The 23,960-nt window shown below is 68.0% G+C and carries 22 protein-coding genes, 3 tRNA genes and 1 pseudogene; 14 read left to right on the top strand and 12 right to left on the bottom strand.

Features of this window, described 5'->3' with window-relative positions; translation table 11 throughout:
• The first annotated feature begins 57 nt into the window (after positions 1–57).
• Positions 58–1,497 (top strand): NADP-dependent phosphogluconate dehydrogenase, encoded by a 1,440-nt coding sequence (gndA, locus tag ACSMFO_RS14745; protein ID WP_038520275.1) that lies wholly within the window; start codon positions 58–60, stop codon positions 1,495–1,497.
• Between the two features lie 82 nt (positions 1,498–1,579).
• Here gndA and ACSMFO_RS14740 read toward each other — a convergent pair whose 3' ends face one another.
• The gene (locus tag ACSMFO_RS14740) at positions 1,580–1,975 is read right to left on the bottom strand and encodes a hypothetical protein (protein ID WP_228694755.1); all 396 of its coding nucleotides are present in this window, start codon (positions 1,973–1,975) and stop codon (positions 1,580–1,582) included.
• A gap of 240 nt (positions 1,976–2,215) precedes the next feature.
• Between ACSMFO_RS14740 and ACSMFO_RS14735 the strand changes: the two genes are divergently transcribed.
• Positions 2,216–2,389 (top strand): hypothetical protein, encoded by a 174-nt coding sequence (locus ACSMFO_RS14735; protein ID WP_228694757.1) that lies wholly within the window; start codon positions 2,216–2,218, stop codon positions 2,387–2,389.
• 306 nt (positions 2,390–2,695) lie between these two features.
• Here ACSMFO_RS14735 and ACSMFO_RS14730 read toward each other — a convergent pair whose 3' ends face one another.
• Together ACSMFO_RS14730 and ACSMFO_RS14725 are read right to left on the bottom strand one after the other, a co-directional pair.
• Positions 2,696–3,418, bottom strand: a complete 723-nt coding sequence (locus ACSMFO_RS14730) for a Clp protease N-terminal domain-containing protein (RefSeq protein WP_073846192.1) — start codon at positions 3,416–3,418, stop codon at positions 2,696–2,698.
• 32 nt (positions 3,419–3,450) lie between these two features.
• Positions 3,451–4,665, bottom strand: a complete 1,215-nt coding sequence (locus tag ACSMFO_RS14725; RefSeq protein ID WP_125731913.1) for an NAD(P)/FAD-dependent oxidoreductase — start codon at positions 4,663–4,665, stop codon at positions 3,451–3,453.
• 52 nt (positions 4,666–4,717) lie between these two features.
• Between ACSMFO_RS14725 and ACSMFO_RS14720 the strand changes: the two are divergent.
• Positions 4,718–6,103 (top strand): annotated as a pseudogene (locus ACSMFO_RS14720) (nucleobase:cation symporter-2 family protein).
• Here ACSMFO_RS14720 and ACSMFO_RS14715 read toward each other — a convergent pair.
• Positions 6,100–6,621 carry a hypothetical protein gene (locus ACSMFO_RS14715; RefSeq protein WP_038520286.1) on the bottom strand — a complete coding sequence of 174 codons (522 nt, stop codon included), beginning with the start codon at positions 6,619–6,621 and terminating at the stop codon, positions 6,100–6,102. The pseudogene ACSMFO_RS14720 and the gene ACSMFO_RS14715 sit on opposite strands and share 4 nt — an antisense overlap.
• Before the next feature lie 246 nt (positions 6,622–6,867).
• Between ACSMFO_RS14715 and ACSMFO_RS14710 the strand changes: the two genes are divergently transcribed.
• Together ACSMFO_RS14710 and ACSMFO_RS14705 are read left to right on the top strand one after the other, a co-directional pair.
• On the top strand, positions 6,868–9,645 hold the full coding sequence (locus ACSMFO_RS14710; RefSeq protein ID WP_436459003.1) for a sensor domain-containing protein: 2,778 nt from the start codon (positions 6,868–6,870) through the stop codon (positions 9,643–9,645).
• Positions 9,642–9,941, top strand: a complete 300-nt coding sequence (locus tag ACSMFO_RS14705) for a GNAT family N-acetyltransferase (protein ID WP_037333121.1) — start codon at positions 9,642–9,644, stop codon at positions 9,939–9,941. Before ACSMFO_RS14710 ends, ACSMFO_RS14705 begins: the two co-directional genes overlap by 4 nt.
• A gap of 4 nt (positions 9,942–9,945) precedes the next feature.
• Here the strand turns inward: ACSMFO_RS14705 and ACSMFO_RS14700 are convergent, their stop codons facing one another.
• Positions 9,946–10,767, bottom strand: coding sequence for an arylamine N-acetyltransferase family protein (locus ACSMFO_RS14700; RefSeq protein ID WP_436459002.1), 822 nt, complete (start codon positions 10,765–10,767; stop codon positions 9,946–9,948).
• Positions 10,768–10,924: 157 nt separating this feature from the next.
• On the opposite strand from ACSMFO_RS14700, the gene ACSMFO_RS14695 reads away from it, so the two are divergent.
• A complete protein-coding gene (locus ACSMFO_RS14695; RefSeq protein ID WP_038520293.1) occupies positions 10,925–11,704 on the top strand; it encodes a S1 family peptidase in 780 nt (259 codons plus the stop codon).
• A 125-nt stretch (positions 11,705–11,829) separates the two neighbouring features.
• Here the strand turns inward: ACSMFO_RS14695 and ACSMFO_RS14690 are convergent.
• The 5 genes from ACSMFO_RS14690 to ACSMFO_RS14670 all read right to left on the bottom strand — a co-directional run bounded on the left by ACSMFO_RS14690 (position 11,830) and on the right by ACSMFO_RS14670 (position 13,418).
• Positions 11,830–11,903 (bottom strand) — tRNA-Phe (locus ACSMFO_RS14690).
• A 31-nt stretch (positions 11,904–11,934) separates the two neighbouring features.
• Positions 11,935–12,008, bottom strand: a tRNA-Asp gene (locus ACSMFO_RS14685).
• 28 nt (positions 12,009–12,036) lie between these two features.
• Positions 12,037–12,109: transfer RNA gene (locus tag ACSMFO_RS14680), tRNA-Glu, on the bottom strand.
• Positions 12,110–12,254: 145 nt separating this feature from the next.
• Positions 12,255–13,034: an SCO6745 family protein gene (locus tag ACSMFO_RS14675; RefSeq protein ID WP_436459001.1), complete on the bottom strand. Its 780-nt coding sequence runs from the start codon at positions 13,032–13,034 to the stop codon at positions 12,255–12,257.
• Positions 13,035–13,160: 126 nt separating this feature from the next.
• Entirely contained in the window at positions 13,161–13,418 is a 258-nt protein-coding gene (locus ACSMFO_RS14670; protein ID WP_020633070.1) for a hypothetical protein, read from the bottom strand.
• Between the two features lie 547 nt (positions 13,419–13,965).
• Here ACSMFO_RS14670 and ACSMFO_RS14665 point away from each other — a divergent pair.
• Entirely contained in the window at positions 13,966–14,385 is a 420-nt protein-coding gene (locus tag ACSMFO_RS14665) for a hypothetical protein (RefSeq protein WP_016330848.1), read from the top strand.
• 118 nt (positions 14,386–14,503) lie between these two features.
• On the opposite strand, the gene ACSMFO_RS14660 is transcribed toward ACSMFO_RS14665, so the two are convergent.
• Positions 14,504–14,707: a cold-shock protein gene (locus ACSMFO_RS14660; protein ID WP_003097368.1), complete on the bottom strand. Its 204-nt coding sequence runs from the start codon at positions 14,705–14,707 to the stop codon at positions 14,504–14,506.
• A gap of 421 nt (positions 14,708–15,128) precedes the next feature.
• Here ACSMFO_RS14660 and ACSMFO_RS14655 point away from each other — a divergent pair, with 421 nt between their 5' ends.
• The 6 genes from ACSMFO_RS14655 (at position 15,129) to ACSMFO_RS14630 (ending at position 20,245) form a co-directional block, all read left to right on the top strand.
• Positions 15,129–16,370 (top strand): L,D-transpeptidase, encoded by a 1,242-nt coding sequence (locus ACSMFO_RS14655; protein WP_436459000.1) that lies wholly within the window; start codon positions 15,129–15,131, stop codon positions 16,368–16,370.
• A 285-nt stretch (positions 16,371–16,655) separates the two neighbouring features.
• A complete protein-coding gene (locus tag ACSMFO_RS14650; RefSeq protein ID WP_436458999.1) occupies positions 16,656–17,000 on the top strand; it encodes a hypothetical protein in 345 nt (114 codons plus the stop codon).
• Positions 17,001–17,558, top strand: coding sequence for a SigE family RNA polymerase sigma factor (locus tag ACSMFO_RS14645; RefSeq protein WP_436458998.1), 558 nt, complete (start codon positions 17,001–17,003; stop codon positions 17,556–17,558).
• A 4-nt stretch (positions 17,559–17,562) separates the two neighbouring features.
• Positions 17,563–18,021 (top strand): hypothetical protein, encoded by a 459-nt coding sequence (locus ACSMFO_RS14640; RefSeq protein WP_436458997.1) that lies wholly within the window; start codon positions 17,563–17,565, stop codon positions 18,019–18,021.
• A 214-nt stretch (positions 18,022–18,235) separates the two neighbouring features.
• Positions 18,236–19,651 carry an MFS transporter gene (locus tag ACSMFO_RS14635; protein ID WP_038520309.1) on the top strand — a complete coding sequence of 472 codons (1,416 nt, stop codon included), beginning with the start codon at positions 18,236–18,238 and terminating at the stop codon, positions 19,649–19,651.
• Between the two features lie 9 nt (positions 19,652–19,660).
• On the top strand, positions 19,661–20,245 hold the full coding sequence (locus ACSMFO_RS14630) for a PaaI family thioesterase (RefSeq protein ID WP_038520311.1): 585 nt from the start codon (positions 19,661–19,663) through the stop codon (positions 20,243–20,245).
• Positions 20,246–20,312: 67 nt separating this feature from the next.
• Here ACSMFO_RS14630 and ACSMFO_RS14625 read toward each other — a convergent pair whose 3' ends face one another.
• Entirely contained in the window at positions 20,313–22,988 is a 2,676-nt protein-coding gene (locus ACSMFO_RS14625) for a tetratricopeptide repeat protein (RefSeq protein WP_436458996.1), read from the bottom strand.
• A 137-nt stretch (positions 22,989–23,125) separates the two neighbouring features.
• Between ACSMFO_RS14625 and ACSMFO_RS14620 the strand changes: the two genes are divergently transcribed.
• On the top strand, positions 23,126–23,878 hold the full coding sequence (locus tag ACSMFO_RS14620) for an ESX secretion-associated protein EspG (RefSeq protein ID WP_436458995.1): 753 nt from the start codon (positions 23,126–23,128) through the stop codon (positions 23,876–23,878).
• Positions 23,879–23,960: the final 82 nt, after the last annotated feature.

The following is a 23,960-nucleotide window of genomic DNA, read 5'->3' as shown; positions in this document are numbered from 1 at the left end:
CGCCGTATCCCTCAACGGGGATAGGCTCGGCACGGGAATCGAAGCGGAAGGGTGCGGATGAGCAAGAAGGCGAGCATCGGGGTCACCGGCCTGGCGGTCATGGGCCGCAACCTGGCCAGGAACCTCGCGAGGCACGGGCACACGGTGGCCCTGCACAACCGCTCCGAGCAGCGGACGAAGGAACTGGTCGAGCAGTTCGGCGACGAGGGCGACTTCATCCCGGCGTATTCGGCGCAGGACTTCGTCGACGCACTGGAGCGTCCGCGCCAGGTCGTGATCATGGTCAAGGCAGGCGCGCCGACGGACGCCGTGATCGACGAATTCGTCCCGCTCCTTGAGAAGGGCGATGTGATCGTCGACGCGGGCAACGCGCATTTCGCGGACACCCGGCGCCGCGAGGCCGCGCTGCGCGAGAAGGGAATCCACTTCGTCGGCACCGGTGTGTCCGGCGGTGAAGAGGGCGCGCTGCACGGGCCGAGCATCATGCCGGGCGGGTCCAAGGAGTCGTACCAGTCGCTCGGGCCGCTGTTCGAGGACATCTCGGCGAAGGTCGACGGCGAACCGTGCTGCACGCACGTGGGCGCGGACGGCGCCGGGCACTTCGTGAAGATGGTGCACAACGGCATCGAGTACGCCGACATGCAGTTGATCGCCGAATCGTTCGACCTCCTGCGCGGCGCGGGCGGCTACTCCCCCGCCGAAATCGCCGAGGTCTTCCGCACCTGGAACTCGGGGCGGCTCGATTCGTACCTGATCGAGATCACCTCGCAGGTGCTGGCCCACACCGACGCCGCGTCCGGCAAGCCGTTCGTCGACATCGTGGCGGACCAGGCCGAGCAGAAGGGCACCGGCCGCTGGACCGTCCAAATCGGACTGGACCTCGGGGTGCCGATCAGCGGCATCGCCGAAGCCGTCTTCGCCCGTTCGCTGTCCGGTTCGTCGAACCTGCGTGAGGCCTCGCGCGGTCTCGGCGGTCCCTCGCGCGCCCCGCTGACGGGGTCCGCTTTGGACACTTTCGCGGACGACGTCGAGCAGGCGTTGTACGCGTCGAAGGTGGTGGCGTACGCCCAGGGCTTCAACCAGATCCAGGCGGGCGGCGCCGAATACGGCTGGGACATCGACCTCGGCAAGGTCGCGTCCATCTGGCGCGGCGGCTGCATCATCCGCGCGAAGTTCCTGAACGACATCACGGCCGCGTATGCCGAAGAGCCCGCGCTGCCGACGCTGCTGACTTCGGGCGGCTTCCGCAAGGCCGTCGAGGACGCCCAGGACTCCTGGCGTTCGGTGATCTCGACCGCGGTGCGGCTGGGCATCCCGACCCCGGGCTTCTCGACCGCGCTGGCCTACTACGACGGTCTGCGCGCGGAGCGGCTCCCCGCCGCACTGGTGCAGGGGCAGCGGGACTACTTCGGTGCCCACACGTACCGCCGCGTCGACCGCGAGGGCTCGTTCCACACCGCCTGGGCCGCCGACGGTCGCCCGGAATCCCCGGCCTGACAAGTGCTGAAGGGGACTTTCCCCGCATAGGACGCCACGAAGGGGCCCTTCACCGCATGGCATGCGGTGAAGGGCCCCTTCGTCAACTCGCGATCCGCACATTCGGCCGCACCCGAGCAGCGGCTGCGGCGTGGGCTGCCCGCAACTCGGCGACCACCTTGTCCGGCTCTGTCCGCAGCCGCGACGGCAAGGTCTGGAGAACCAACACGCCCGCCACCGCGTACCGTCCGTTCCTCGCCAAGGTCCGGTCGAAACCGTCCACGACCTGGAGATGGAACGACAGCGAGTCGACCTCCCAGGCCAGTCCGACATCGTCGAACCAGGCATCCGGTTTCGCGACGAACCGGCCCTCCCCGTCGTACAGCTTCTTGTTCCACACCGGTTCAGGCAGACCGGACCGCTCCCAGACTCGCCGGGCGTCCATCTCGGCGACCGACTCCTGCCCGGAAGCCAGTTCCGAAAGGACCAGCCGAGGCACCGCGCTTCCCCGTTGGCTGCCGTGGGCCAATTCGTGGGACAGCCGCTCGAAAGAGCTGTACCTGCGCTGAACCACTTCGCTCATCAGGGCCCGGACTGGCCTGACTTCCGTTTGCCTGCGAGAGACGTCGAGTGTCGCGCGAGTGACGTCTGCCAGCGGGCGACCACCCCGGTTCACGGTTCGGGGCAGCCGTTGTGTCCGCTCGACGACCACGTAGCCGTAGTTATGGAGTTTCCGCTCATGCGGCACGAGAAGGTGGATCTCGTCACCGGTGTCGGGCACATTTCGCAGGCCGTGGATCCGGCAAGCTTCACCACCGGTGAGCAGTGCGGACTCGCCGCCGTAGAGCATCGCCGCGGCGACCTGCTGCTCGCGCGAGGGTGGTGCGTTGAAGAGAAGGACGATGCCGGGTAAAAGTCTCGTCCAAGGGCCGCTGGGTCCGCATCTTCGGTACGCAGTGGTCGACGAGACGCCCATCTCTTGAAGGCGCGCCACCCGGATGACGCCGTGGTCGCTGTTCGCCATCAGAAGTTCAGGGGTGTCGCCCCATGATCCTTTTTTCATTCTTCGATCGTGGGGCCGGCCACGAGTTCTGCCCAGACCCGATTTCCGAGCCTGTGGATAACCAGGGTTCCTGTGGATAGCTGCTGAAGGGGACTTTCCCCGCATCACATGAGACGAAAGCGTCCTTCACCGCGTCTCACGCGGTGAAGGACGCTTTCAGCCCTCCCCGCGTGCAGCGACGATCTCCGCCAGCGCCCGCACGATCACCGCTTCGGTGTTGTCCTTCGTGAGGCCGAGCCCGGTCAGCAAATCGTCGCCGAGTTCGAACAGGGCCAGCAGGATGTGCTCGGTGCCGATGTAGTTGTGCCCGAGCCGCAGCGACTCCCGCATGGTCAGCTCCAGCGCTTTCTTGGCCTGCGCGCCGAACGCCATCTTCGCCGCTTCCACCGGTTCGGCGGCGGGTTCCGGCAGCTTCGCCTCCGCGGCCTCGCGAACGGCTTCGAGAGTCACCTTCTGTGCCACGATCGCCCCGGCGGCGAGCGCCGCCGGTTCGGAGAGCAGCCCGAGGACCAGGTGCACGGGCTCGATCTGCGGGCTCTTCGCCGACACCGCGGCGTCCCGCGACGCGACGACGACGTGCCGCGCCCGATCGGTGTAGCGGCTGAACACCTTCACCAGGTCTTCCAGCGACGAGCCACTGGAGTCGACAAAGCGCTTCTGCGCCGCTTGCTTGGAAACCCCCATGTTCTTGCCGATTTCGGTCCAGGACGCGCCGGAACGCCGCGCCTGGTCGACGAAGTGGCCGATCAGATGGTCGGCCACTTCGCCGAGGTGTTCGCCGAGGAAGACCGCGTCGGACAGCTGGCCGAGCACGTCGCCGTCGGGATGCTGCTGCTTGATGTGGGAGATGAGGTCGTCGAGCCGGACTGGATTCGTCATGCCGTCAACTCTAGGTTGACGCTTGCCAATCGTCAACCACGGGTTGACGCGAAGGTCGCCTTGAGATCGAAGCCGTTGGCCTCCAGCGTCTCGAATCGCGGCGCCGGATCCGCGGCGAACAGACGGCGCGCGGCGATGTGGTCCGGCGGCCGGTTCACCGACTCGACCCCGGCGAGCACGCCGTCGCGGAACGACAGCACCGAGAACTTCCCGCCCTCCCGATCCCCGGTCACGACGGTCTTCTCCGCCCCGGTCAGGATCCCGGCGATCTGCAGTTTCGCGCCGAGCTGGTCGGTCCAGAACCACGGCAGGCTGTCGTAAGGCGCGGGTTCGCCGGCGATGACGGCGGCCACCGCCCGCGCCTGGTCGACGGCGTTCTGCACCGACTCCAGCCGCGTGGCCGTACCCGCCTGGACACACGGGAAGTTCGCGCAGTCCCCGACCGCCGAGATCTTCGGGTCGCTCGTGCGCAGGTGCTCGTCGACGACGACACCGTTCGCCACGGCGAGCCCCGCCCCTTCGGCCAGCCGTGTCCGCGGCTCGACCCCGACCCCGACCAGCACCAGATCGGCGGGCAGCAGGCTGCCGTCGCTCAGTTCGACCTCGGCCACCCGGCCCTCGCCGCGCAACGCGGCGACCCCCTTGCCGAGCAGGATCGTGTGGCCGGCCTCCTCATGCAGAGCGGCGAAGTACGCCGAGACCTCCGGAGTCGCGACGCGGGCCATCAGCCTGTCCTGCGCCTCGACGATCGTCACGGGCCGCCCGGCGTGCGCGGCGAACTCCAGCCCGATGAACCCGCCTCCGACCACGACCACGTTCTCCGCGCTTTCCAGTGCGGCCCGCAGCACATCGGCCTCGTCCTTGGTGCGCAAGGTGAACACGCCGTCCAAAGTGGACCCGGGGACCGGCAGGACCCGGTTGACCGATCCCGTCGCCAGCACCAGATGGTCGTACTCGTGAGCGCTCCCGTCCTCGAGCACCACCTTCGCCCCGTCGCGATCCACCGACGCGACGCGGCCCGGGATCAGCTCGATGTTCTTCTCCGCGAAGAAGTCCTCGGGCCGCAAACGCAGCTGGGCGTCGCCCGCGGTCCCGGCGAGATAGCCCTTCGACAACGGAGGCCGTTGGTACGGCAGCCCGGGTTCGTCACCGATCAGCACCACCCGCCCGCCGAACCCTTTGTCCCGCAGCGAGGTCGCCACCCCGAACCCGCTCTGCCCGGCCCCTACGACGAGGACGGTCTCCATCGGCGCTCCTTCCGTTGTGCCCGATGCCCATTCAACACCGCCCGCGCGTGACATGATCCTCACGCGAGGACGCGCTACGGTCGGCTCCATGAGCAGGCCCGAGGTCCACCCGGTGGACGCCCGCCCGCCGCTGCCGAAGCTGACCTTGCTCGGCCTCCAGCACATGACGATCATGTACGCGAGCTCCGTGGCCGTCCCGCTCGTCGTGGGCAGCGCGCTGAAACTGGACGCGGCGACGATCGCGTTGCTGGTCAACGCGGATCTGCTGGTCGCGGGTATCGCGACGCTGATTCAGGCGATCGGGATCGGGCGGATCTTCGGCATCCGGCTGCCGGTGGTGGCGGGCGCGACGTTCATCGTGGTCAACCCGATGATCATGATCGCGTCCCAGTACGGCATGCAGGCCGTCTACGGCGCGATGATCGCGTCGGGTGTGTTCGGCCTGCTCATCGCCAAACCCTTCGCGAAGATGATCCGGTTCTTCCCGCCGCTGGTTTCGGGCACGCTGCTCATGGTCATCGGCATCTCGCTCATCGGGCCGGGCGTCGGCCTGATCACCGGCCACGACACGGGATCGCGGACTACGCGAAGCCCGCCAACATCGCGCTGGCGTTCGGCGTGATCGCGGTGATCGCCGGAGTTCACCCGGGTCCTGCGCGGATTCGCGAGCCAGATCGGCCCGCTGCCGGCGCTGCTGATCGGCCTGCTCGCGGCGGTCCCGATGGGACTGGTGAACTTCAAGGGCATCGCCGACGCCGACTGGTTCGGCCTCGCGTCGCCGTTCCACTTCGGCCCGCCGACCTTCCCGATCGCGGCCGTGCTCTCGATGTGCGTCGTGATGCTGGTGACCTACACCGAATCCACCGCGGACCTGGTCGCCGTCGGCGAGATCACCGGACGGCCCGCGACGGATTCCGACCTCGCGCGCGGTCTCGCCACCGATGGTCTCTCGGCCATCCTCGATGGCGCGATGAACTCGTTCCCGGACACGGCTTTCGCGCAGAACGTCGGCCTCGTGCAGATGACCGGGGTGCGCAGCCGGTGGGTGGTCGCGATGGCGGGCGGTCTGCTCGTGCTGATGGGTCTGGTGCCGAAGGTCGGCGCCTTCGTCGCCGCCGTACCGGAACCGGTGATCGGCGCGGTCGCGGTGGTCATGTTCACGATGGTCGCCGCGGTCGGCGTGCAGAACCTGAAGAAGGTGGAGTTCTCCGGCAACCACAACACCTTCATCGTCGCGGTGTCGGTCGGGGTCGGCCTGCTTCCCGCGTTCGCCACGAACCGGTTCGGGAACTCGATCTTCTTCCAGCACTTCCCGGCGTGGTTGCAGACCATCTGCGCAGCCCGATCACGGTCGCCGCGATCGTCGCCTTCACCCCTCAACCTGCTGTTCAACCACCTCGGCAAACGCCGAGATCCCGACCTACTGCAAGCGCCTTAACAGAAGAGCCACTTCGGCCACAGATTGCATTCCTCGGTCGGCGTCGTCGAGGGCGGCGGAGGAGTCGGGTTGGGCGGCTGCGGAACGACCGTGGACCCGGTGGTCCGCGGCGGATCCGCGGGCCCGTTCGACGACGTCGGCGTGGCGGGGTCCGGCGAGTCGGACGTCTGCGCGGCCGAACTCGACGTACGGCGGCTGGACGTCGTCTTGCTGGGCCGCGTCGAGGTCCCGCCGTCCCCGGTTTCGACCGTCTCGGTGGACGGAACGGCCGAAGTCGCGTCGGCTCCTCCGTTTTCCGAAGGCCGCTTCGGCATCTCGATGACACTGATCGGGTTCGGCGCCGCATTCTGTTCGGGATCCGCGTCGAACCCGACGAGAACGGCGGCCGCACCGCAGGCGACGACCACGGCGATCACCACCGCGATAACTCTCCAGCGTGACTTTGCCTGTGACTCCTCGTGGTCGTCCCAGCCCTCACGAATAAGCAGGTCGGCGACCGAAACATCGTCGTCATCCACCAGCTGAAACCTTTCGCACCGGGAACGAGCGAGGAGTAGTTTTACCGCAACTCACCGCCGAACGGGTGAAGTTAACCAAAAATTATTCACCCGATGGAACACGCCAGCGTAGGCCAGTCACACAGCGTGTATTCATATGCTTCCGCGCATATCGGCGTTGGCCCGTCTTCGGCTCGCGTATACAGCGCCCTCCGCGGGTGGTGTAATCGACGGTGCCAGCACCGGAAGAGGGGGTTCGGACGGATCATGGAGGCTGACGCCCTCGCCGTGCCCGGGGCCGGGAATTCCGGTCGTCCGGCAGGCGCGCCGCTCGGAAACGAGCCGCTCGGCGATCTCGGCCTCGCGGGCGACCACGCCGCCATCTGGTCGTACGACTTCGAGGCCGAGACCCTGTCCTGGCTGCCCGGACTGGAGAACCTCCTGGGTGGAGGCGCACTCACCGAAGCCGAGATCGAGTCCAGGCTCGCCGATCTGGTGGCCCCGCTGACCGCCGGCACCCGCACCTCCCCGCCTTGGCGCGAGTTCGAACTCGAGCAGTCGTTCCGGAACCCGGCAGGCGAGATCCGCTGGGTCCGCCTGCGCGCCCGCACCATCGGCGACGACAACGGCTCGTCGGGGCTGCTCGGTATCGCCACCGACGTGACCGACGTCCGCGAGAACCGGCAGGCACTTGAAGACCTCACTGACCGTTACCGGCTTTTGGTCGAACTCAGCCCCGACGCGGTCTGTGTCCACGAAGCCGGTGTTGTCACCTACGTCAACCGAGCCGCCCTCACCGCGCTCGGCGCGTCCTCGACCGCCGAGCTGATCGGGCGTCCGATCATGGACTTCGTGGCCGACGAGTCGCTCCCGGCCCTGCTGGACCGGATCGCGTCGCTGCACCGCCAGGGCGCGTCGACCGTTCCCGCCGACACCGTCATGCTCCGCCTCGACGGCACGAAGTACCTGGTCCAGAGCATTTCCGTGCGCACGACCTGGGAAGGCAGGCCGGCGTTCCAGGTCATCATGCGCGACATCAGCGCGCAGAAGGCCGCCGAAGCGACGCTGCGCTACCAGGCCGCGCTGATCAGCCACGTCAGCGACGCGATCATCGCGACCAGCGGCAGCGGCGTGGTGACCAGCTGGAACCCCGCCGCCGAGAACGTCTACGGCTGGACGGCGGGCGAGGCGATCGGCGGCACGGTGAGCGAGCTCGTCGGCGCCACGCTCGACCCGGAAACGGTGCTGCGCCGGGGCGGCGTCATGCAGACGACCCACCGCCACCGCAACGGCTCGACACTGGCCATCCGTATCTCCGCCGCCGAGATGAACGACGGTTTCGTCCTGGTCTGCGCCGACGAAACGGCCCGCCGACGGGCCGAACAGCACTACAGCACGGTGGTCGCGTCGCTCGACGAAGGCGTGGTCGTGATCGGCCCTGGCGGGCTCATCGAATCGGCCAACCCGGCGGCGTGCCGGATCATCGGCGTCGGCCACGACGACCTCATCGGCGTCCCGTGCGTGACGCTGGAGCTGTACGACGAGCAGGGCCGTATCCCGCCCGCCCGGATGCCTTCGGTGGTGACCCGGCGCACCGGGGCGACCCTGACCGGCCTCGTGCTGCGGCTGCGCAGGCCCGCCGGCGACGACGTCTGGATCTCGCTGACGTCGCGGCTGCTGACCCCGGAAGATCCGTCGGCGCAGGCGGTGGTCGCCTCGTTCACCGACATCACCGAACGCCGCGCCATCGGCGAGCGGCTCGCCCACGAGGCGACGCACGATCCGCTCACCGAACTCGCGAACCGCACGCTGGTGCTGGACAGTCTCGCCGAGGCGCTGTCCGGCGCCGGCCGCGCCGAGCTGACCACGCTGCTGTTCATCGACCTCGACAAGTTCAAGGTGATCAACGATTCTCTCGGGCATTCCGTCGGCGACAAGGTGCTTCGCATCGCGGGCGAACGCCTGCGCCGGGGCATCGGCGAGAACGATCTCGTCGGCAGGCTCGGCGGCGACGAATTCGTCGTCGTCACCGCGGAGATCACCGAACCGGACGAGATCAAGGCGCTGGCGGAACATCTGCGTGAGGCGCTGACCGAGCCGATCACCGTCAACGGCAGGCAGCTGCACATCGACGCCAGTATCGGCATCGTCACCGCGGCCAACGACGACACCCGGACCGCGGAAGATCTGCTGCGCGACGCGGATGTCGCGATGTACCAAGCGAAAACGCTCGGCCGGGCGCGTTACGAGTTCTTCGACGTCGAGCTGCGCGAGCGGATGCAGCGGCGGCTGCGCATGGAGCAGGATCTGCGCGACGCCCTGCAGAACGAGGAACTCTGGACGGCGTATCAGCCGGTCGTGGACATCGAATCCGGCGAGATGGTCGCCGTGGAAGCGTTGCTGCGCTGGAAACATCCCGCGCACGGCACGATCTCGCCCGCCGAGTTCATCCCGCTGGCCGAGGAAAGCGACCTGATCAACCTGATCGGCAAGTACGTCCTGCGCACGACCACGCGCGAGATCGCCAGGCGGCGCGAGCAGCTCGGCATCGACCTGAACCTCAAGGTCAACCTGTCGGCCCGGCAGCTGGACGATCCGCATCTGGTCGCCGGGGTGCAGGACGCGCTGAAGACCACCGGCCTGCCGCCGCACGCGCTGACCCTCGAAGTCACCGAGAGCGCGCTGATGCGGGACCAGGCCGCGGCCGCCGAAGTCCTGACGTCGTTGCGCGATCTCGGTGTCTCACTGGCGATCGACGATTTCGGCACCGGCTACTCGTCGCTCGCCCAGCTGCAACGGCTCCCGTTGGATACGCTCAAGATCGATCGCACCTTCGTCACCGGCATCGCGGAATCGCGGGACGCGGCCGCGATCGTCAAGAGCATCATCGCGATGGCGCACGCCGTCGACCTGATCGTCGTCGCCGAAGGTGTCGAAGACGAAGAGCAGCTCACGGTCCTGCGTGAGCTGCACTGTGACCAGGCGCAGGGCTTCCATCTCGGTCGCCCCGCGCCGCCGGACGAACTTTTCGGAGCAGCTGGATGAGTGTCGAGATCAAAGCCGGAGAAGACCGCTACGACATCGTCGTGGACGGGAAAACCGCCGGGTTCCTGGAAACCCGCACGCGCACCGACGCGATCCTGTTCCTGCACACCGAAATCTCGGACGACTTCGCGGGCCAGGGCCTGGCGGGCAAGCTCGTGACCGCCGCGCTCGACGACGTCCGGGCGCAGGGCAGGTCCGTCCTGCCCTACTGCCCATACGTGCGTTCCTTCATCGCGAAGCACCGCGAGTACGAGGACCTCGTCCCCGAGGACAAGCGCGCCGAATTCGAGCTCTGAGCCCTCAGCCCGGGTAGATCTTCAGCAGTTTCGCGAGCTCGTCCTCGGTGAGGACGACGTCCAGTTCGCGCAGTGTCGCGTCGAGCCGCTCCGGCGGGATCGTGGTGGTCTCCTTGGTCCCGTCCGGACGTTCGACGATGAACTCCTCGCCGACCAATTTGCGGCTGAGCCCTTCCTCCAGCCGCATGACCACCAGCTGCCCGGTGAACGGCGACCGCGGATGTGTCGACGTGTAGTGGTGGTAGACCTCGTAGTCGATCCGGTGCATCGGCGTGAGCGTGAAGGCGTGCAGGTCGGTCCAGTCTTCGCCTTCCTTCTTCTGCAGGCGCCACCAGTCTCCGTCGGCGACGAGCCGGTGCGGCCAGCCGGCCTGATCCACCACCGCGCCGTCGACCAGCGGCATCGGCACCAGCATCCCGGCGCCGAAGCCGACGTCGACCAGATGCTGGACGCCGTCCGCCTCGACCGCGAGCGTCATATGCGTGTACGGCCCGTTCTTCTGCGGCTGCACGCGCGCGACCAGGCGGCGCACGGAATAACCGAGTTGCTCGGCGGCCGCGGCGAAAAGACTTCCGTGCTCGTAGCAATAGCCGCCACGACTACGGCCGACGAGTTTGCCGATCACGTCTTCGAGCGCGATTCCCTTGTGCTGCCCCAAAACGACGTCGACGTTCTCGAACGGAATGGCGAGGATGTGCGCCTTCGCCAGCTCGCGCAACGCTGCGGCCGAGGGCGTCGCGCGACTCTGACCGATCCGGCCGAGGTACGCGTCGAGGTCGAGGGTGCCGACGGTCCATTCGTCGACCTGCTCGGATGCGATTGTCATGCATCGAGATTGACACCTCCACCTAACTCGAAGTCAAGATCGGCCAACTGGTAACTGGCAACGGCCACCGACTTTCGTCACTTCCACGAACGAGTGACGATTGGCCACCCTTCCGGAGTGAACCGGTGAAACACACCGGTGTGGAAGGAGAAAGCAGATGAGGACTCGTTCCCTCGTCGCCGGTCTGCTGACCGGAGCGGCCGCCGTGCTCGGATTGGCGATGCCCGCTGCCGCCGCCCAACCGCCCTCGGGCGTACAGCCGCTGATCGTGGGTGGTGTGGACGCGACCGAGACCTACACCTTCATGGCGTCCATGCAGACCAAGAGCGGTGACCACAACTGCGGCGCGTCGCTGATCGCGCCGGAGTGGCTGGTGACCGCCGCGCACTGCGTCGAGGGCGAGCAGCCGTCGAACTGGCAGTACCGCATCAACACCACCGACCACACCAAGGGCGGCGAGGTCGCCGAGGTCGACAAGTTCGTGGTCCACGAGAAGTACGACGGCTCCGGCCCGTACGACATCGCCCTGGTGCACTTGACCAAGGCCGCCGAGGCGGCGCCGATCGAGATCGGCCAGTCGCCGCAGGCGGGTACCGACGTGCGCGAGATCGGCTGGGGCCTGACCTGCCCCACGCGCGGTTGTGGTGAGGCACCGGTGGTCCTCCAGCAGCTCGACACCAAGATCGCCGAAGACTCCGGCTGTTCCGGCTCCGGGGCCTACGACGCGGAGAGCGAGCTGTGCATGGACAACCAGGGCGGCAAGGCCAGCGCCTGCTACGGCGACTCGGGCGGCCCCGCCGTCGTGAAGGCCGGCGACAAGTGGACGCTGGTCGGCGCGACCAGCCGCGGCCAGACCGCCAGCTGCCCGGAGATGCCGGGCATCTACACCGACGTGACCGCGTTCACCGACTGGATCAAGCAGCAGACCGGCAAGTAGGACACCGCACCGCGCGGTGGCGCCCGATGCTCCTGCGACATCGGACGCCACCGCGCATTGCCGGGTAATCGGCCCCAGATATGAAAAAACCGCCTCGATGTGCATCGAGGCGGTTCGTCGAGCGGTGGCCAGGGCCGGGGTCGAACCGGCGACCTTCCGCTTTTCAGGCGGACGCTCGTACCAACTGAGCTACCTGGCCGGGAACGCCGGCGAGGAGCCGAACGATCTTGCGACCCTGACGGGACTCGAACCCGCGACCTTCGCCGTGACAGGGCGACGCGCTAACCAACTGCGCCACAGGGCCTTGCATACTGCTTTGTAACTGTACTGCGTACTCCCAACGGGATTCGAACCCGCGTTGCCGCCTTGAAAGGGCGGAGTCCTAGGCCGCTGGACGATGGGAGCCCGGTTCGGTTTCGGCGAACCGACCGACCCGCGCTCTCCGGTGTCCCCGGGAGCGAACATAACTATAGGACACCCCTGTTTCGGCTCCCGCACAGGGGGTCCTCTAGTTGTTCACAGGGCTGGGACCTGCGAGAACGCGGTGAGTTCAGGATATCAGGGCCGAGGCGGCCCGCAGGGCTCCAAGACGGCGCCGAAGCTCCTCCTGCTCGTCGTCCGTCAGAGTGACGGCGAGGAGCTCGGCCACGCGCCGGTCGGTCAGGTCTTCCGCCTGCCGCCACCGCCGCCGCAGATCGCCCTTCGCCTCCGCCGCGGCGATCAGCCCGTCGGTGGCCTCCTCGGACCACGCGGTGCGCAGGAGACGGCCACGGCCGCCTTCCGGATCCGCGACGACCGCCTCGGGCACCGTCAGGCCCACCGCGCGAAGGGCCGCGAAGTGGATGCCGCCGCGGAACTCGCGGAAGACCATGAGCGCGAACGCCAGCCGCTCGACGTCGTCCGCCGGACGTTCGGCGAGTTGCCAGCCGGCGAACAACGCGAGACCGCTCGCGTCCGCGGCGTCCACGAGACGGAACAGCAGATCCGCCGAACGACCGGGGCCGTCGGCACCCGAAAGGTTGACGCGCCCCCAGTTCGCCGATGACCGCGAGTAGGCACGGACCGCGGAGGCCGCGTCGAGCGCCGCCGTCGCGGACGGAAGAGCGAACTCGAAGAGCCAGGACGGGAAGATGCCGAACAGCTCCGAGACCACCTTCGGCGGCGGGTCTCCCAGCACCGCGGACCGGCCGCGGAGGTACAGCGACCGCGGCGACAACCCCACTTCCGTCTCGACCTCGGCGAGCTCCGGAGAGGTCATGAACTTCCCGCCCAGCACCTGCACCGGACCCCGGATCTCCCGCGCCACCGCGATCGCCGCTTCGTCGGCCATGTCGCCACACCTTCCCGCCAGTTGTTTGATAACAGTGTTACACAACTGACGGACGGTCGTCGAGGACGAACGAAGGCCCGGCCGCGCGGCACACCCCGCGCGACCGGGCCTCGTGAACGAACGAACTCAGCGCTGGACGGGCGCCTGCCCGTCCTCGTCCAGCGTCAACCCCAGCATGTCCAGCAACTGGACACAGTCATCGACGCCCAGCGCCCCGTTGGCGACCGCCAGCCGGGCACGCCGCACCTGGTCGTCGGACACCCGCTGGGCGTCCCCCTGACCCGTGCGCTGTGCCGGCAGACCACCGGCCAACGTCGTCGAGCTTCCCCCATCGGCACCTTCGTACCGAAGGAGGAACTGTCGAACTTCCACAGACCCACCCATGGTTCCTCCAGACGGCCAACGAACAGCTTGGCCGCGAGGCTAGCCAGAGCCGGCCGCGACACACAGCCCCCCGGAGAGTGAACCTGTGGCCACGCTCCGCACAACGCAGAGCGATCACGCGCACACCCGCGCCACATGAACCACAGGCGAACCAGAGGTGGCGCCCTGACCGGAATTCTGCCCGCGCCCACTCGCCCTTCTCAGGAAACCGTGCAACAATCGATTTGCTGACACACCCCCGGTCAGCGCCTGTGGAGATCCCCTCCGACCCCCGCGTTCCTCCCCCTGGCGCGGGGGTCGCTCCGTTTTCTGGGGGCCACCCCCAGACCCCAGGTTCCTTCAGGTGGCGGTTGGCGGGCCCCGCACCGGTGGCGGCCGCGTGCCCCAGCGACGCTCGCGCGAGTGGTTACTTCGCAGCTCCAAAGTCGCGTTCAGTGATCATCGGTGGCGTCGCCCGTTTGGGTGCTGGGCCATTCGAGACAAAAGAATCGGTGTGTCGTGGCTCACTGTGGTTGGTTTGCCGAGACCGAACCGTTATCGTGGCCCGGTGCCCCTTCCTTCCCTGAGCCGTCGTAGCGGCAGCCGCACGAACCTCAAGCCGGTCAACCCCGGTCGTCACCGCAACTCCCCCACCAAGGAGGCCGAAGCGGTCGTCGAAGACACGGAGCTCACCAGCTACCTTCGTGCCCTCGCCCCGGAAAACGACCCGGAGAGCACCGGCACCGGCAAGCGTTTCGGCGAAGCGCAGGTCTTCCAGCTGCGGATGAACCTCATCGCCTGCGAACAGCTCAAGGACGCCGCCGCCGAGCGCAACCTGTCGCCGCAGGCGCTGGCGCAGGAATGGATCCTCGAGCGCCTTTCGTGGGAGTCGCAGGCCAACTCGGCCCAGCAGCGCCGCCACGAGGAAGCCCACACCGACGAGTTCCGCTTCGACGCCAACGCGTGGGAGCAGCCCGTCCCCCGCTGACCCGTCGCCCCGGAACGGAACAGCACATCAGAAGAAGCTTGAGCGGCAAAGGGAAAAGCCCCCGGCGAGATCGCCGGGGGCTTTTCCGATCAGTCTGAGCAACGCCTGAAGGGCGGACTCAGATCGCGCGGACCTTCTGGGCCTGCGGGCCCTTCTGGCCCTGACCGACCTCGAACTCCACTCGCTGGTTCTCCTCGAGCGTGCGGAAACCGCGACCCTCGATCTCCGAGTAGTGAACGAAGACGTCGCCCTCGCCGCCATCCTGCGCGATGAAGCCGAAGCCCTTCTCCGCGTTGAACCACTTCACAGTGCCTTGCGCCACCGCTGTACTCCTCGTTGCACATCCGCTTCGAGTGCCTCCGAAGCGACACCCAGACCGTCCCGGGCGGTTCCAACGAGTCGAGCGAAGAGCGCGTCACCGGCTCATGGCTCGCGTCAGAAGTTCCGCGAGTGTGAAGCCACGAACACGCAAAACGACGGCCTGATGGCAGCGTACCGGGATCTGGCCATATTTGAAGCCCGTGATCGGACTCTGGGCACCCCCAAGTACCAAGGTCACCGGAACGTCGTATACCGATCCGGCTTCTGTCGGACCCCCTCGCTAGCCTGTCGCCGCACGCCGACCTCAGGTCATCGTCGGACACGGACCGAAGTCGGCCATGCCCCGATCGTGAACTACGATCCACCCGATTGTGACTCGCATCACTCTCGATGGGATCAACTTACGGGGCTGTCCGGACGTCATGGTCGGTGTACAGGGGAGCAAAGGGGAAGCTTTGAGGTTCACGGAAACCGCGCGCCGCCGGGCGGCGATCGCGGCACTGGGGTTGGTGGCCGTTCTGACGCTGGGGGCGTGCAGCAGCGAGCCGACCGTGTCGGCCAGCGGGCCGGACGGCGGCGGGCCGGTCAGCAGCGACACCGGCGGCAAGGCGCCCGCGCCTGCCAAACTGACGTACGAGCCCGCCGCGGGCGCGCAGGACGTCGCGCCGGGGCAGCCCATCAAGGTCAGCGTCGCCGACGGCACGCTCGACCAGGTCGTGCTGACCAACCCCGACGGCAAGCAGGTCGCGGGGCAGCCGTCCGAGGACAAGAAGAGCTGGTCCACCACCGAGCAGCTCGGCTACGGCAAGTCCTACACGTGGTCCGGCAAGGCCACCGGCACCGACGGCAAACCCGTCGACATCGGCGGTGCCTTCACCACGGTCAAGCCGCGCAAGCAGGTGGGCGCGAACATCAACGTCTTCGACGGGCAGACGTACGGCATCGCCATGCCGATCACGCTGACGTTCCCGAGCAAGGTCACCGACAAGGCCTCGGTCGAGAAGGCGCTCTCGGTCGAGACCACGCCGAAGACCGAGGGTTCCTGGGCCTGGGTCCACGACGACACTTCGGTGCACTGGCGGCCGAAGGCCTACTGGCAGCCCGGCACCACGGTGAAGTTCAACGCCAAGATCTACGGCGTCAAGATCGGCGAAGGCGTGTACGGCAAGGAAGACCGCTCGGCGAGCTTCACGATCGGCCGCTCGCAGATCGTCAAGGGCAACACCCAGACCCACCGGCTCCTCGTGATCCGCGACGGGCAGCAGATCGCGGACTACCCGGCCAGCTACGGCCTCGACGCCGACCCGGGCCGTGTCACGCCGAGCGGCACGCACGTGGTGATGTCCAAGCACGACACGTACTCGATGACCAACGAGCGCTACGACTACGAGAACATCGTCGTGCCGTCCGCGGTGCGGTTCTCGACCAACGGCGAGTTCATCCACGGCTACGCGCCTTCGATCTGGGCGCAGGGCAAGAAGAACATCTCGCACGGCTGCGTGAACCTGGCGCCGGCGAACGCCAAGGCGTACATGGACGGCGCCCTGGTCGGGGATCCGGTCGAGATCGAGGGCAGCACCCAGAAGATCAACCGCGCGCGCGACTACAGCGACTGGACCTACTCCTGGGACGAGTGGTCCAAGCTCTCCGCTCTCGCGAGCTGAAGTACTTCCATGGAACCGGGCGGCCGGAGACCCCTGTGGTCTCCGGCCGTTCGTGCTTGGGCGAGGGACGCGTCTTCCGGGAGCGCGTCAGCGCGACGGGAAGACTTCACCCCGCGCGCCGCTCTTGGCCGAAGGCCACGGAAAAGTTTTGCCGGGCGCTGAGGCAACTACCCTCGCTGACCTGCGGTCGAGCGCCCGGCGAAATTTTTCCGTCAGCGCGCGAAAAGTCACTGCAACCGGCAGCGAGGCGACACGCATGTCTAACGACGTAAGGCGCCGCGGTCAATGAGCGGCGCCCGGATCGAGGAGACACTCTTGCGTACTCGTATCGCTCTCACTCTCGGCGCGCTGCTGCTGGCGGGCGGCGCCGCCTTCGCGACCACGTCGCTGGCGTCGGCCGATCAGAGCGCGCCGTCGCCGACGGCCACTCAGGCGCCCCAGCCGCCGGCCAAGGAGCCCACCACCACGCGGCCGGCGGAGCCGCCCCGCGCCACGACCGCCCCGCCGCGGAGCCTCCCGCAGACCCCCGCCGTCGCCGCGCCGGGCGAGCACCGCGTGCCCAAGGCCGTTCCCGCCGGGCCGACCGGGGATCTGCACCTCCCCGCCATCGTCGAAGGAGCCGGTAACTAGGTGACGCCGAGCCGCTCGTCGAAGACCGGGACGGGCTCGCCGTGGGACGGTGAGTTCGCCCGGTACTTCGACGAGCGCGCGCACAGCCTGCGTGCCACCGCGTACCTCCTGTGCGGCGACTGGCATCAGGCCGAGGACATCACCCAGGCCGCGCTGCTGAAGCTGTACCTGGCTTGGCCGAGGCTCTCCCGGCACGACGCGCTCGACGGCTACGCGCGCAAGATCGTGCTGCGGACGTTCCTCTCCGAGCATCGGCGCGTCTGGCGCAAACGGGAGAAGCTCACGGACGCTCTTCCCGACGTCCCGGGCGAAACCAACGGCACGGAACAGGAGATGCTGGTCAGGCACGCCCTGTCCGGTATCGCCCCGAAGCAGCGCGCCGTGCTCGTCCTGCGGTACTTCGAAGATCTCAGCGTCGAAGAGACGGCCGCGGCGTTGGGCTGCAGCACCGGGAACGTGAAGAGCCAGGGTGCGCGGGGTCTGGCGACCCTGCGTAAACGGCTCGGTCCGCATTTCAGTGAACTGGCCTTGAGCGGAGCGCACGACGATGGGAGGTGAGGAGATGGACGAGGACATCAAAGGCGTGCTTTCGCACGGCGCGAGCGGTCCCCCGCTGGGCATCCGGGCGGCGGACATCATCGAGCGGGGTGGCCGGATCCGGCGACGACGCAAGCGGCTGGCCGTGGCTGGCAGTTCGCTGGCGACGATCGCGGTGATCGTGTTCGGCGCGATCGCCGTCGGCGGTCGCGGTGGCGAGGGGCCCGCGCCGGTCCGACCCGCCGGGCCGGGCCTGTCGACGATCGCCCCGTCACCGGTCTCCCCCGCACCGTCCGAGTCGCCCCCGCGGGCGGAGGTCACTCCCGGGACGCCTGCTCCACCCGCTTCCGCGCCGATGACCGATCAGCCGCGTTCGACGCCGAGGTCCCTCCCACCCGGCCGTACGACGACGACCGGTCCCCATCGCGCGCCCACCCCGACGAAGCAGCCGAGCGAGCCTCCGACGACGGCCACGACCCGCTGATCTCCCGTCCGGAACGTCCGATTCCCGAAGTGTGACCCAAAGTAATCGGAAATTCTCCGACATCGGCTTCACCTGGTGCTTCGTCACCGTATTGGCGGAACGGCCCTCGCGCGACCGCTCCAAAACGCTGAACCCGGACGTTTGAACCCCTACGGTCGAGGGAACAAACCCTCGACGATGGGTAAGTAAACGGGTGGGTCGGGAGGTCAAACCCATGGCCGAAGAGGCGCTGAGCGCGTCACATCAGGAAAAAGGGGAACCGGCGGAGGCTCCACCTGAACAGATCAGAAAGGCCGTCGCCGGGGCGGCGATGGGTAACTGCATCGAGTGGTACGACTTCGGTGTTTTCGGCTTCATGCCGGCCATTCTGGGGCAGGTCTTCTTCAATGCGTCGAGCACTTCCGAAGGCGCGCTGGCGACCTTCGCGGTCTTGGCGATCACGTTCATCGTCCGGCCGTTCGGCAGCTTCGTGTTCGGTCCGCTGGGCGACAAGATCGGGCGCCAGAAGGTTCTCGCGCTGACGATCATCCTGATGTCCGGGTCGACGTTCATCATCGGTCTGTTGCCGTCCTACGCGACGATCGGCCCGGCCGCGGCGGTCCTGCTGATCCTGTTGCGCACCATCCAAGGCTTCTCGGCGGGCGGTGAGTACGGCGGTGCGGCGACGTTCATCGCGGAGTACGCGCCCGCCCGGCGCCGGGGTTTCTGGGGAAGCTGGCTGGAATTCGGCACGCTCGTCGGCTTCGCGATGGGCGCCGGCTTCGTCACGATCTTCACCGTCGTGCTCGGCGACGAGGCCATGCGCGAATGGGGCTGGCGCCTGCCGTTCCTGATCGCGGGTCCGCTCGGCATCGTCGGTCTGTACCTGCGGAACAAGCTGGAGGACACTCCGCTGTTCCAGGAGATCGAGAAGAAGAACCAGGTCGAAAAGTCGCCGCTGAAGGCGCTGCTCAAGAAGCACTGGACGTCGATCCTGCACCTGATCGGCATCGTGGTGATGCTGAACGTCGCCGACTACATCGTGATCACCTACCTGGAGACGTACCTCAAGGACGTGGTCGGCTTCAGCGGGCACACACCCTTGCTCATCATCCTGGCCACCATCGGGTTGATGTTGATCTTGATCGTGCCGGTCGGCATGCTGTCCGACCGCATCGGGCGAAAACCCATCCTGATCACGTGCTGCGCGAGCTTCCTGGTGCTGCCGATCCCGGCGTTCTCGCTGATGGGCGCGGCCGCGGACGACCGGAACGCCTGGCAGCTCATGCTCGGCCTGGTGATGATCGCGGTGCCGCTGGTGCTGATCCTCGCCGTGCTCGCGGCGACGCTGCCGGCGATGTTCCCGACCCAGGAACGCTACAGCGGTTTCTCCATCGGCTACAGCGTTTCCACCGCGGCGTTCGGCGGCACGGCGTCGTACATCATCGGCAGCCTGGTGACCAATACGGGTGACAACCTGTGGCCCGCGTACTACCTGATGGGCGCGGCGGCGATCGCGGCCATCCCGATCCTGCTGCTGCCCGAAACGGCCGGGGTGTCGCTGCGCGGCATCGTGAACTCGCGGATCGCGCGGCGCCGGAAACCGGAAACGGCCACTCCCGGCGGCGCTTCGGAGCTACCGGCGAGTTAACGTCTTTCCATGAGCCGTATCTCGCAGCCGTGGCCGCCGGTCGAAGTCGAACCGGCGACCGTCCACCCGGAAGCCCCCAAGCAGGGCAGCCACCTCGGCATCCACTTCGGTGAGTGTTTCGGGTGCGGCGACGAGATCGAGGCCGGGCTCCACCTGCATTCGACGGTGGGCGAAGGGACGACGGTGTACTCCAAGTTCACCGTCACCTCCGCCCACCAGGGTGCGCCCGGCCTCGCCCATGGCGGTCTGCTGGCATGCGCCTTCGACGAGGCGCTCGGCTCGACCGTCGGCAACCTGCTGCGTCGCCCCGCCGTCACCGGGAAACTGGAGACGGACTTCCTCCGGCCGGTTCCGGTCGGCTCGACCCTGTACATCGCCACGAAACTGGACGGCATCGCCGGCCGGAAGATCTACGTGAGCGCCGACGGCCGGCTGGACGCCGAAGACGGCCCTGTCGCGGTGCGCGCGCGGGCGTTGTTCGTGCGGGTCGAGTTCGAGCACTTCAGCACCCACGGAGACCCCGAGGCGCTGCAGAAGCTCGCCGCCGCACACGAAAAGGCCAAGCGCGCCCGCGAGTGGGACATCAACCCCTGAGCATTTCGCCCTCTGAATGCGGTGGTTCGTACGCCCAACTACCGCGTTCAGAGGACGAAATGCGGGGCTAGGTGAGGGTTCGCGGCCGGATCGCGTTCGCCTTGTCGACGAGTTCGACCCGCTGGTCGACCGATCCGGCCAACCGCGCCAACGTCCGATAGCAGCGCTCGAGCCCGAACCGCAGGTCTCGTTCCTCCAAGGCGCAGCCCAGGACCTTCGCGCCCGGTGTCGGCTGGTTCTGCGAGTTGAGCCAGCCGTACGCCGCTTCGAGGACCTCCGCCGACAAACGAGTGCGGCGTTCGGCGTCGAGCTGCAGGCGCTCCAAACGCGTCGAGGCGTCGACGAGATCCCGCTCGGACACCGTCACCGGATCCTTGCCGCCACCGTTGATCCTGGTCTTGATCTTGATCGCGGCCACCTGCGCGGCGACGTGATGCGACGACGACGCCGGGACGGCTTCCAGCACCTCGATCGCGCTGGCCCTGGCGCCTTGCGCGAGGTACACGCGAGCGAGCCCGAAGGCGGCGCTGACGTACGAGCGGTCCGTTCGCCACACCAGCTCGTAGTAGCGCGCGGCGCCGAAGTAGTCCCCGACCCCTTCCGCGCTGACGGCCAAGGCCAGCTTCGGCGCGATCTCGCCGGGCAGGTCGTCGTACACCGCTTCGAACGCGACGTGCGCGACGCGGGACCGTCCGCCCGCGAGCTCGATCAGGCCGCGGTACCAGTCGATCCGCCAGTCGTGCGGGAAACCGGCCTTGATCGCGAGGTACTGCGCGGCCTGTAGCTGCCGCTGTGCCTCGACCAGCTCACCGAGCTCGATCCGGGCGCGGACGATGCGCAGCCGGACCTCGATCGACTCGCGCGGTGCCCCGGACAGCGACTCGATCGCGCCCGCGGGATCGAGCGCGACCGTCGAGGCCAGCACACCGGCCGCCGGGTCGTCCGTGTCGACCTGCGGGATCGGGAGCCCCGCGACCACTTCGCCCGGATCGGGCAGCGGCACGCTCCCGCCGTGTTCCGGAACGACCATGTCGACGCCGAACGTGCGGGTCTCCGGCCCGAAGACGGTCGACGCGCCAGGACGCTGTTTCCCGGTGCCCAGCGCCATGATCTCGCGGAGCACACCGGTCAGCTGGTCGGCCATGTCCTCGGCCGCGATGAACCGGCGGTCCGGGTCGGTGTGCGTCGCGCGCTTCAGGAAGCGGTAGTACGAACCGAAGAGCGCGAACAGCGGCACGACGTCCGGGCCGGGCAAGGTCGTCTTGTATTTGCTGGTGTAACCGGAGAATTCGAAGCTGAGCACGGCGAGCGTGCGGCCGACCGTGTACAGGTCCGATGCCACCGAAGCGCCGTGCGTCGCCAGTTCGGGCGCGCTGTAGCCGGTGGTGAAGAACAGCGGGCTCTCGTAGTCGTCGATGCGGCGGACCGCGCCGAGGTCGATCAGTTTGAGCTGTTCGTGCGTCTGGATGACGTTGTCGGGCTTGAGGTCGCAATACAGCAGGTTCTGGCCGTGCAGGTAACCCATGGCGGGCAGGATCTCGAGCCCGTAGGCGATCACCTGGCCGATCGGCAGCGGCTCCGGGCGCTTGGTCTCGCGGTGGTGCGCGAGCGCGAGCTGGCGCAGGGACTGACCGCCGACGTACTCCATGACGATGTAACCGACCGAGTTGCCGGTGTCGCCGTCCGGATGCTGCACGAAGTTGTGGATCTTGACGATGTTGGGATGCTCGACCTCGGCGAGGAACCGCTGCTCGTTGGCGGCGGCCGCCATCGCGGTGGCGTCGCCGGTGTCGATCAGGCCCTTGAGCACCACCCAGCGGTCGCTGACGTTGTGGTCCTGCGCGAGGTAGATCCAGCCGAGGCCGCCGTACGCGAGCGCGCCGAGCACCTCGTACTGGCCGCCGACGATCTCGTTCGGCCGCAGCTTCGGGACGAAGGAGAACGGGTTCCCGCACTTCTCGCATTTGCCCTCGGGCGAACCGGGCTTGCCGTCCTTGCCGCGGCCGACCTTGGCACTGCAGCTGCCGCAGAAGCGTTTCTCCTCGGCCACCATCGGGTTCTCGAGGACGGCGGACGCCGGGTCGCGGTACGGCACCTGCGGGACGTCGACGAGCCCGGCGCCGAGACGGCCGCGACGCGACGTGCGGGACGACGTCCGGCGTGCGGTTCCGGGGAACGAACCCGTCCCGGTCCCGGTTCCGGTGCCGTGGCTGCCCGATCCGGTGCCGGTGCCGGTTCCCCGGCTTTCGCTGGAACGTTCGGGAAGGACGCTTTCCGTGCCCGGGTCCGGCAACGGCCCGGGCCCGTTGTCGACGCGCGGCGTCGGCGGCATGATGCTCTGCGTCTCCGGTGCCGGCGAGGAGAGCACGCTGGTCGGCTGCGGCGCGTCGGCGGGTGCCTGCCACGCGGGGCGGACGACCTGGGTCTGCGGGCTCACCGGGGCCATGTCGCCCGGCGGACGAGTCGGATCCTCGGCGCCGGGGATCGACCGCTGCTGGCCACGCGGCGGAGTCTGCGGACGCTGGACGGGCGCGTGGTAGATCGTGCGCTCGGCGTCCGTCTCCGGCTGGGGCTTCGGCTTGGGCCGCGACGGCTCGGCGAGATCGAGCCTGCCGGAAATGGACGGTTCGGGCGTTTCCCAGCGGACCGGCGCCGGCGGCGTCCAGGACGCGGACTCCGCCTCACGCTCCGGCGTGGCGTCGTCCGGCGCTGCGTGCCGAGGACGGCGCGGCTCTTCCGACACTGGTACCTCCCGAAATCCCCCGCGACCACGTCACCCCAGATCTTAGGGGGTGAGCGCCCAGGTCGTGCCCGCGCCGGGTCGAACCCGCTACGGTGCGGGAGAGAACCGATTCAGCAGGTGATGAGGGGGAGGACCGGGTGCCTGCGTCATTTTCGATGTCGATGGCCCAGCTCGACGTCGTACTCGAAGAACTCGGGCTCGGCAGATTCGTGCTGCCCTTCGAGATCCCGACCGTCGGAACCACCATCACCGAACGCGAGCGGCACTGCGAAGAGGTCTGGGCGGAGCTGGCCGACCGAGGGTTCGCCCACGGCCGCGAACTCCTGCGCGACTACGAACAATCCCTCCGGCTCTGGGCCACCGGGGACTTCGTCCTCACCATGGAGGCGCACGAGGTCGAGGAGGACGCCGAATACCTCTATCGGGGTGCGTGGAACAGCCGCCTGGGCATCGTGAGCCAACAGCGCGGCTTCGACATCCTCTTCGAGCCGGTCTACCCCGAACAGGTCGTCGCGACGCTGCTCGGCTATCTGCCGTCCCTGCCGCCGTTCCCCGGTCGGGTGACGACGTCCAGCACGCTCCCGCCGGCCAAACGACCGGACGACCCGTTCGACGAGGACCCGAACAACCTCCGCTTGGGCGCGGCCGCCCGCTTCTTCGAACACCCGCTCGCGCGGCTGGGCACGATCAGCGTCACCCTGCGCGACGATCGGGGCAAACCGCAGCAGAAGAGCGTCCAGTGGTTCGACAGCCTTCAGGGCCGCTTCATGCTCACCACCGACCGCTTCCCCGACGGCGAAGTCCGCCGCACGTTCACCCCGACGAGTGGCTCTCACCTGGCGCGATGGGTCCACGACCTGGTCGAAGCCGCCCGCGTCGGCAGCGCGTGATCCTCGCCGGAAGGCGGCCTTCGAGGCCGTTTCCGCTGATATCGTGACCTGACGAGCGCTACGAGTAACCGGGACTTGGTAC

Origin of the sequence: Amycolatopsis sp. w19 (genome assembly GCF_051373225.1) — a bacterium.
Lineage (GTDB): Bacteria > Actinomycetota > Actinomycetes > Mycobacteriales > Pseudonocardiaceae > Amycolatopsis > Amycolatopsis japonica.
This window is presented reverse-complemented; position numbering and strand designations above follow the sequence as displayed.

Excerpts from the sequence above, each read along its gene's own strand:
- ACSMFO_RS14670 (WP_020633070.1), bottom strand. The coding sequence starts at position 13,418 with ATGGGTGGGTCTGTGGAAGTTCGACAGTTCCTCCTTCGGTACGAAGGT.
- ACSMFO_RS14635 (WP_038520309.1), top strand. The coding sequence starts at position 18,236 with ATGGCCGAAGAGGCGCTGAGCGCGTCACATCAGGAAAAAGGGGAACCG.
- ACSMFO_RS14655 (WP_436459000.1), top strand. The coding sequence starts at position 15,129 with ATGGTCGGTGTACAGGGGAGCAAAGGGGAAGCTTTGAGGTTCACGGAA.
- gndA (WP_038520275.1), top strand. The coding sequence starts at position 58 with ATGAGCAAGAAGGCGAGCATCGGGGTCACCGGCCTGGCGGTCATGGGC.
- ACSMFO_RS14730 (WP_073846192.1), bottom strand. The coding sequence starts at position 3,418 with ATGACGAATCCAGTCCGGCTCGACGACCTCATCTCCCACATCAAGCAG.
- ACSMFO_RS14735 (WP_228694757.1), top strand. The coding sequence starts at position 2,216 with ATGCGGCACGAGAAGGTGGATCTCGTCACCGGTGTCGGGCACATTTCG.
- ACSMFO_RS14675 (WP_436459001.1), bottom strand. The coding sequence starts at position 13,034 with ATGGCCGACGAAGCGGCGATCGCGGTGGCGCGGGAGATCCGGGGTCCG.
- ACSMFO_RS14640 (WP_436458997.1), top strand. The coding sequence starts at position 17,563 with ATGGACGAGGACATCAAAGGCGTGCTTTCGCACGGCGCGAGCGGTCCC.
- ACSMFO_RS14725 (WP_125731913.1), bottom strand. The coding sequence starts at position 4,665 with ATGGAGACCGTCCTCGTCGTAGGGGCCGGGCAGAGCGGGTTCGGGGTG.
- ACSMFO_RS14705 (WP_037333121.1), top strand. The coding sequence starts at position 9,642 with ATGAGTGTCGAGATCAAAGCCGGAGAAGACCGCTACGACATCGTCGTG.
- ACSMFO_RS14650 (WP_436458999.1), top strand. The coding sequence starts at position 16,656 with ATGAGCGGCGCCCGGATCGAGGAGACACTCTTGCGTACTCGTATCGCT.
- ACSMFO_RS14700 (WP_436459002.1), bottom strand. The coding sequence starts at position 10,767 with ATGACAATCGCATCCGAGCAGGTCGACGAATGGACCGTCGGCACCCTC.
- ACSMFO_RS14695 (WP_038520293.1), top strand. The coding sequence starts at position 10,925 with ATGAGGACTCGTTCCCTCGTCGCCGGTCTGCTGACCGGAGCGGCCGCC.
- ACSMFO_RS14630 (WP_038520311.1), top strand. The coding sequence starts at position 19,661 with ATGAGCCGTATCTCGCAGCCGTGGCCGCCGGTCGAAGTCGAACCGGCG.
- ACSMFO_RS14710 (WP_436459003.1), top strand. The coding sequence starts at position 6,868 with ATGGAGGCTGACGCCCTCGCCGTGCCCGGGGCCGGGAATTCCGGTCGT.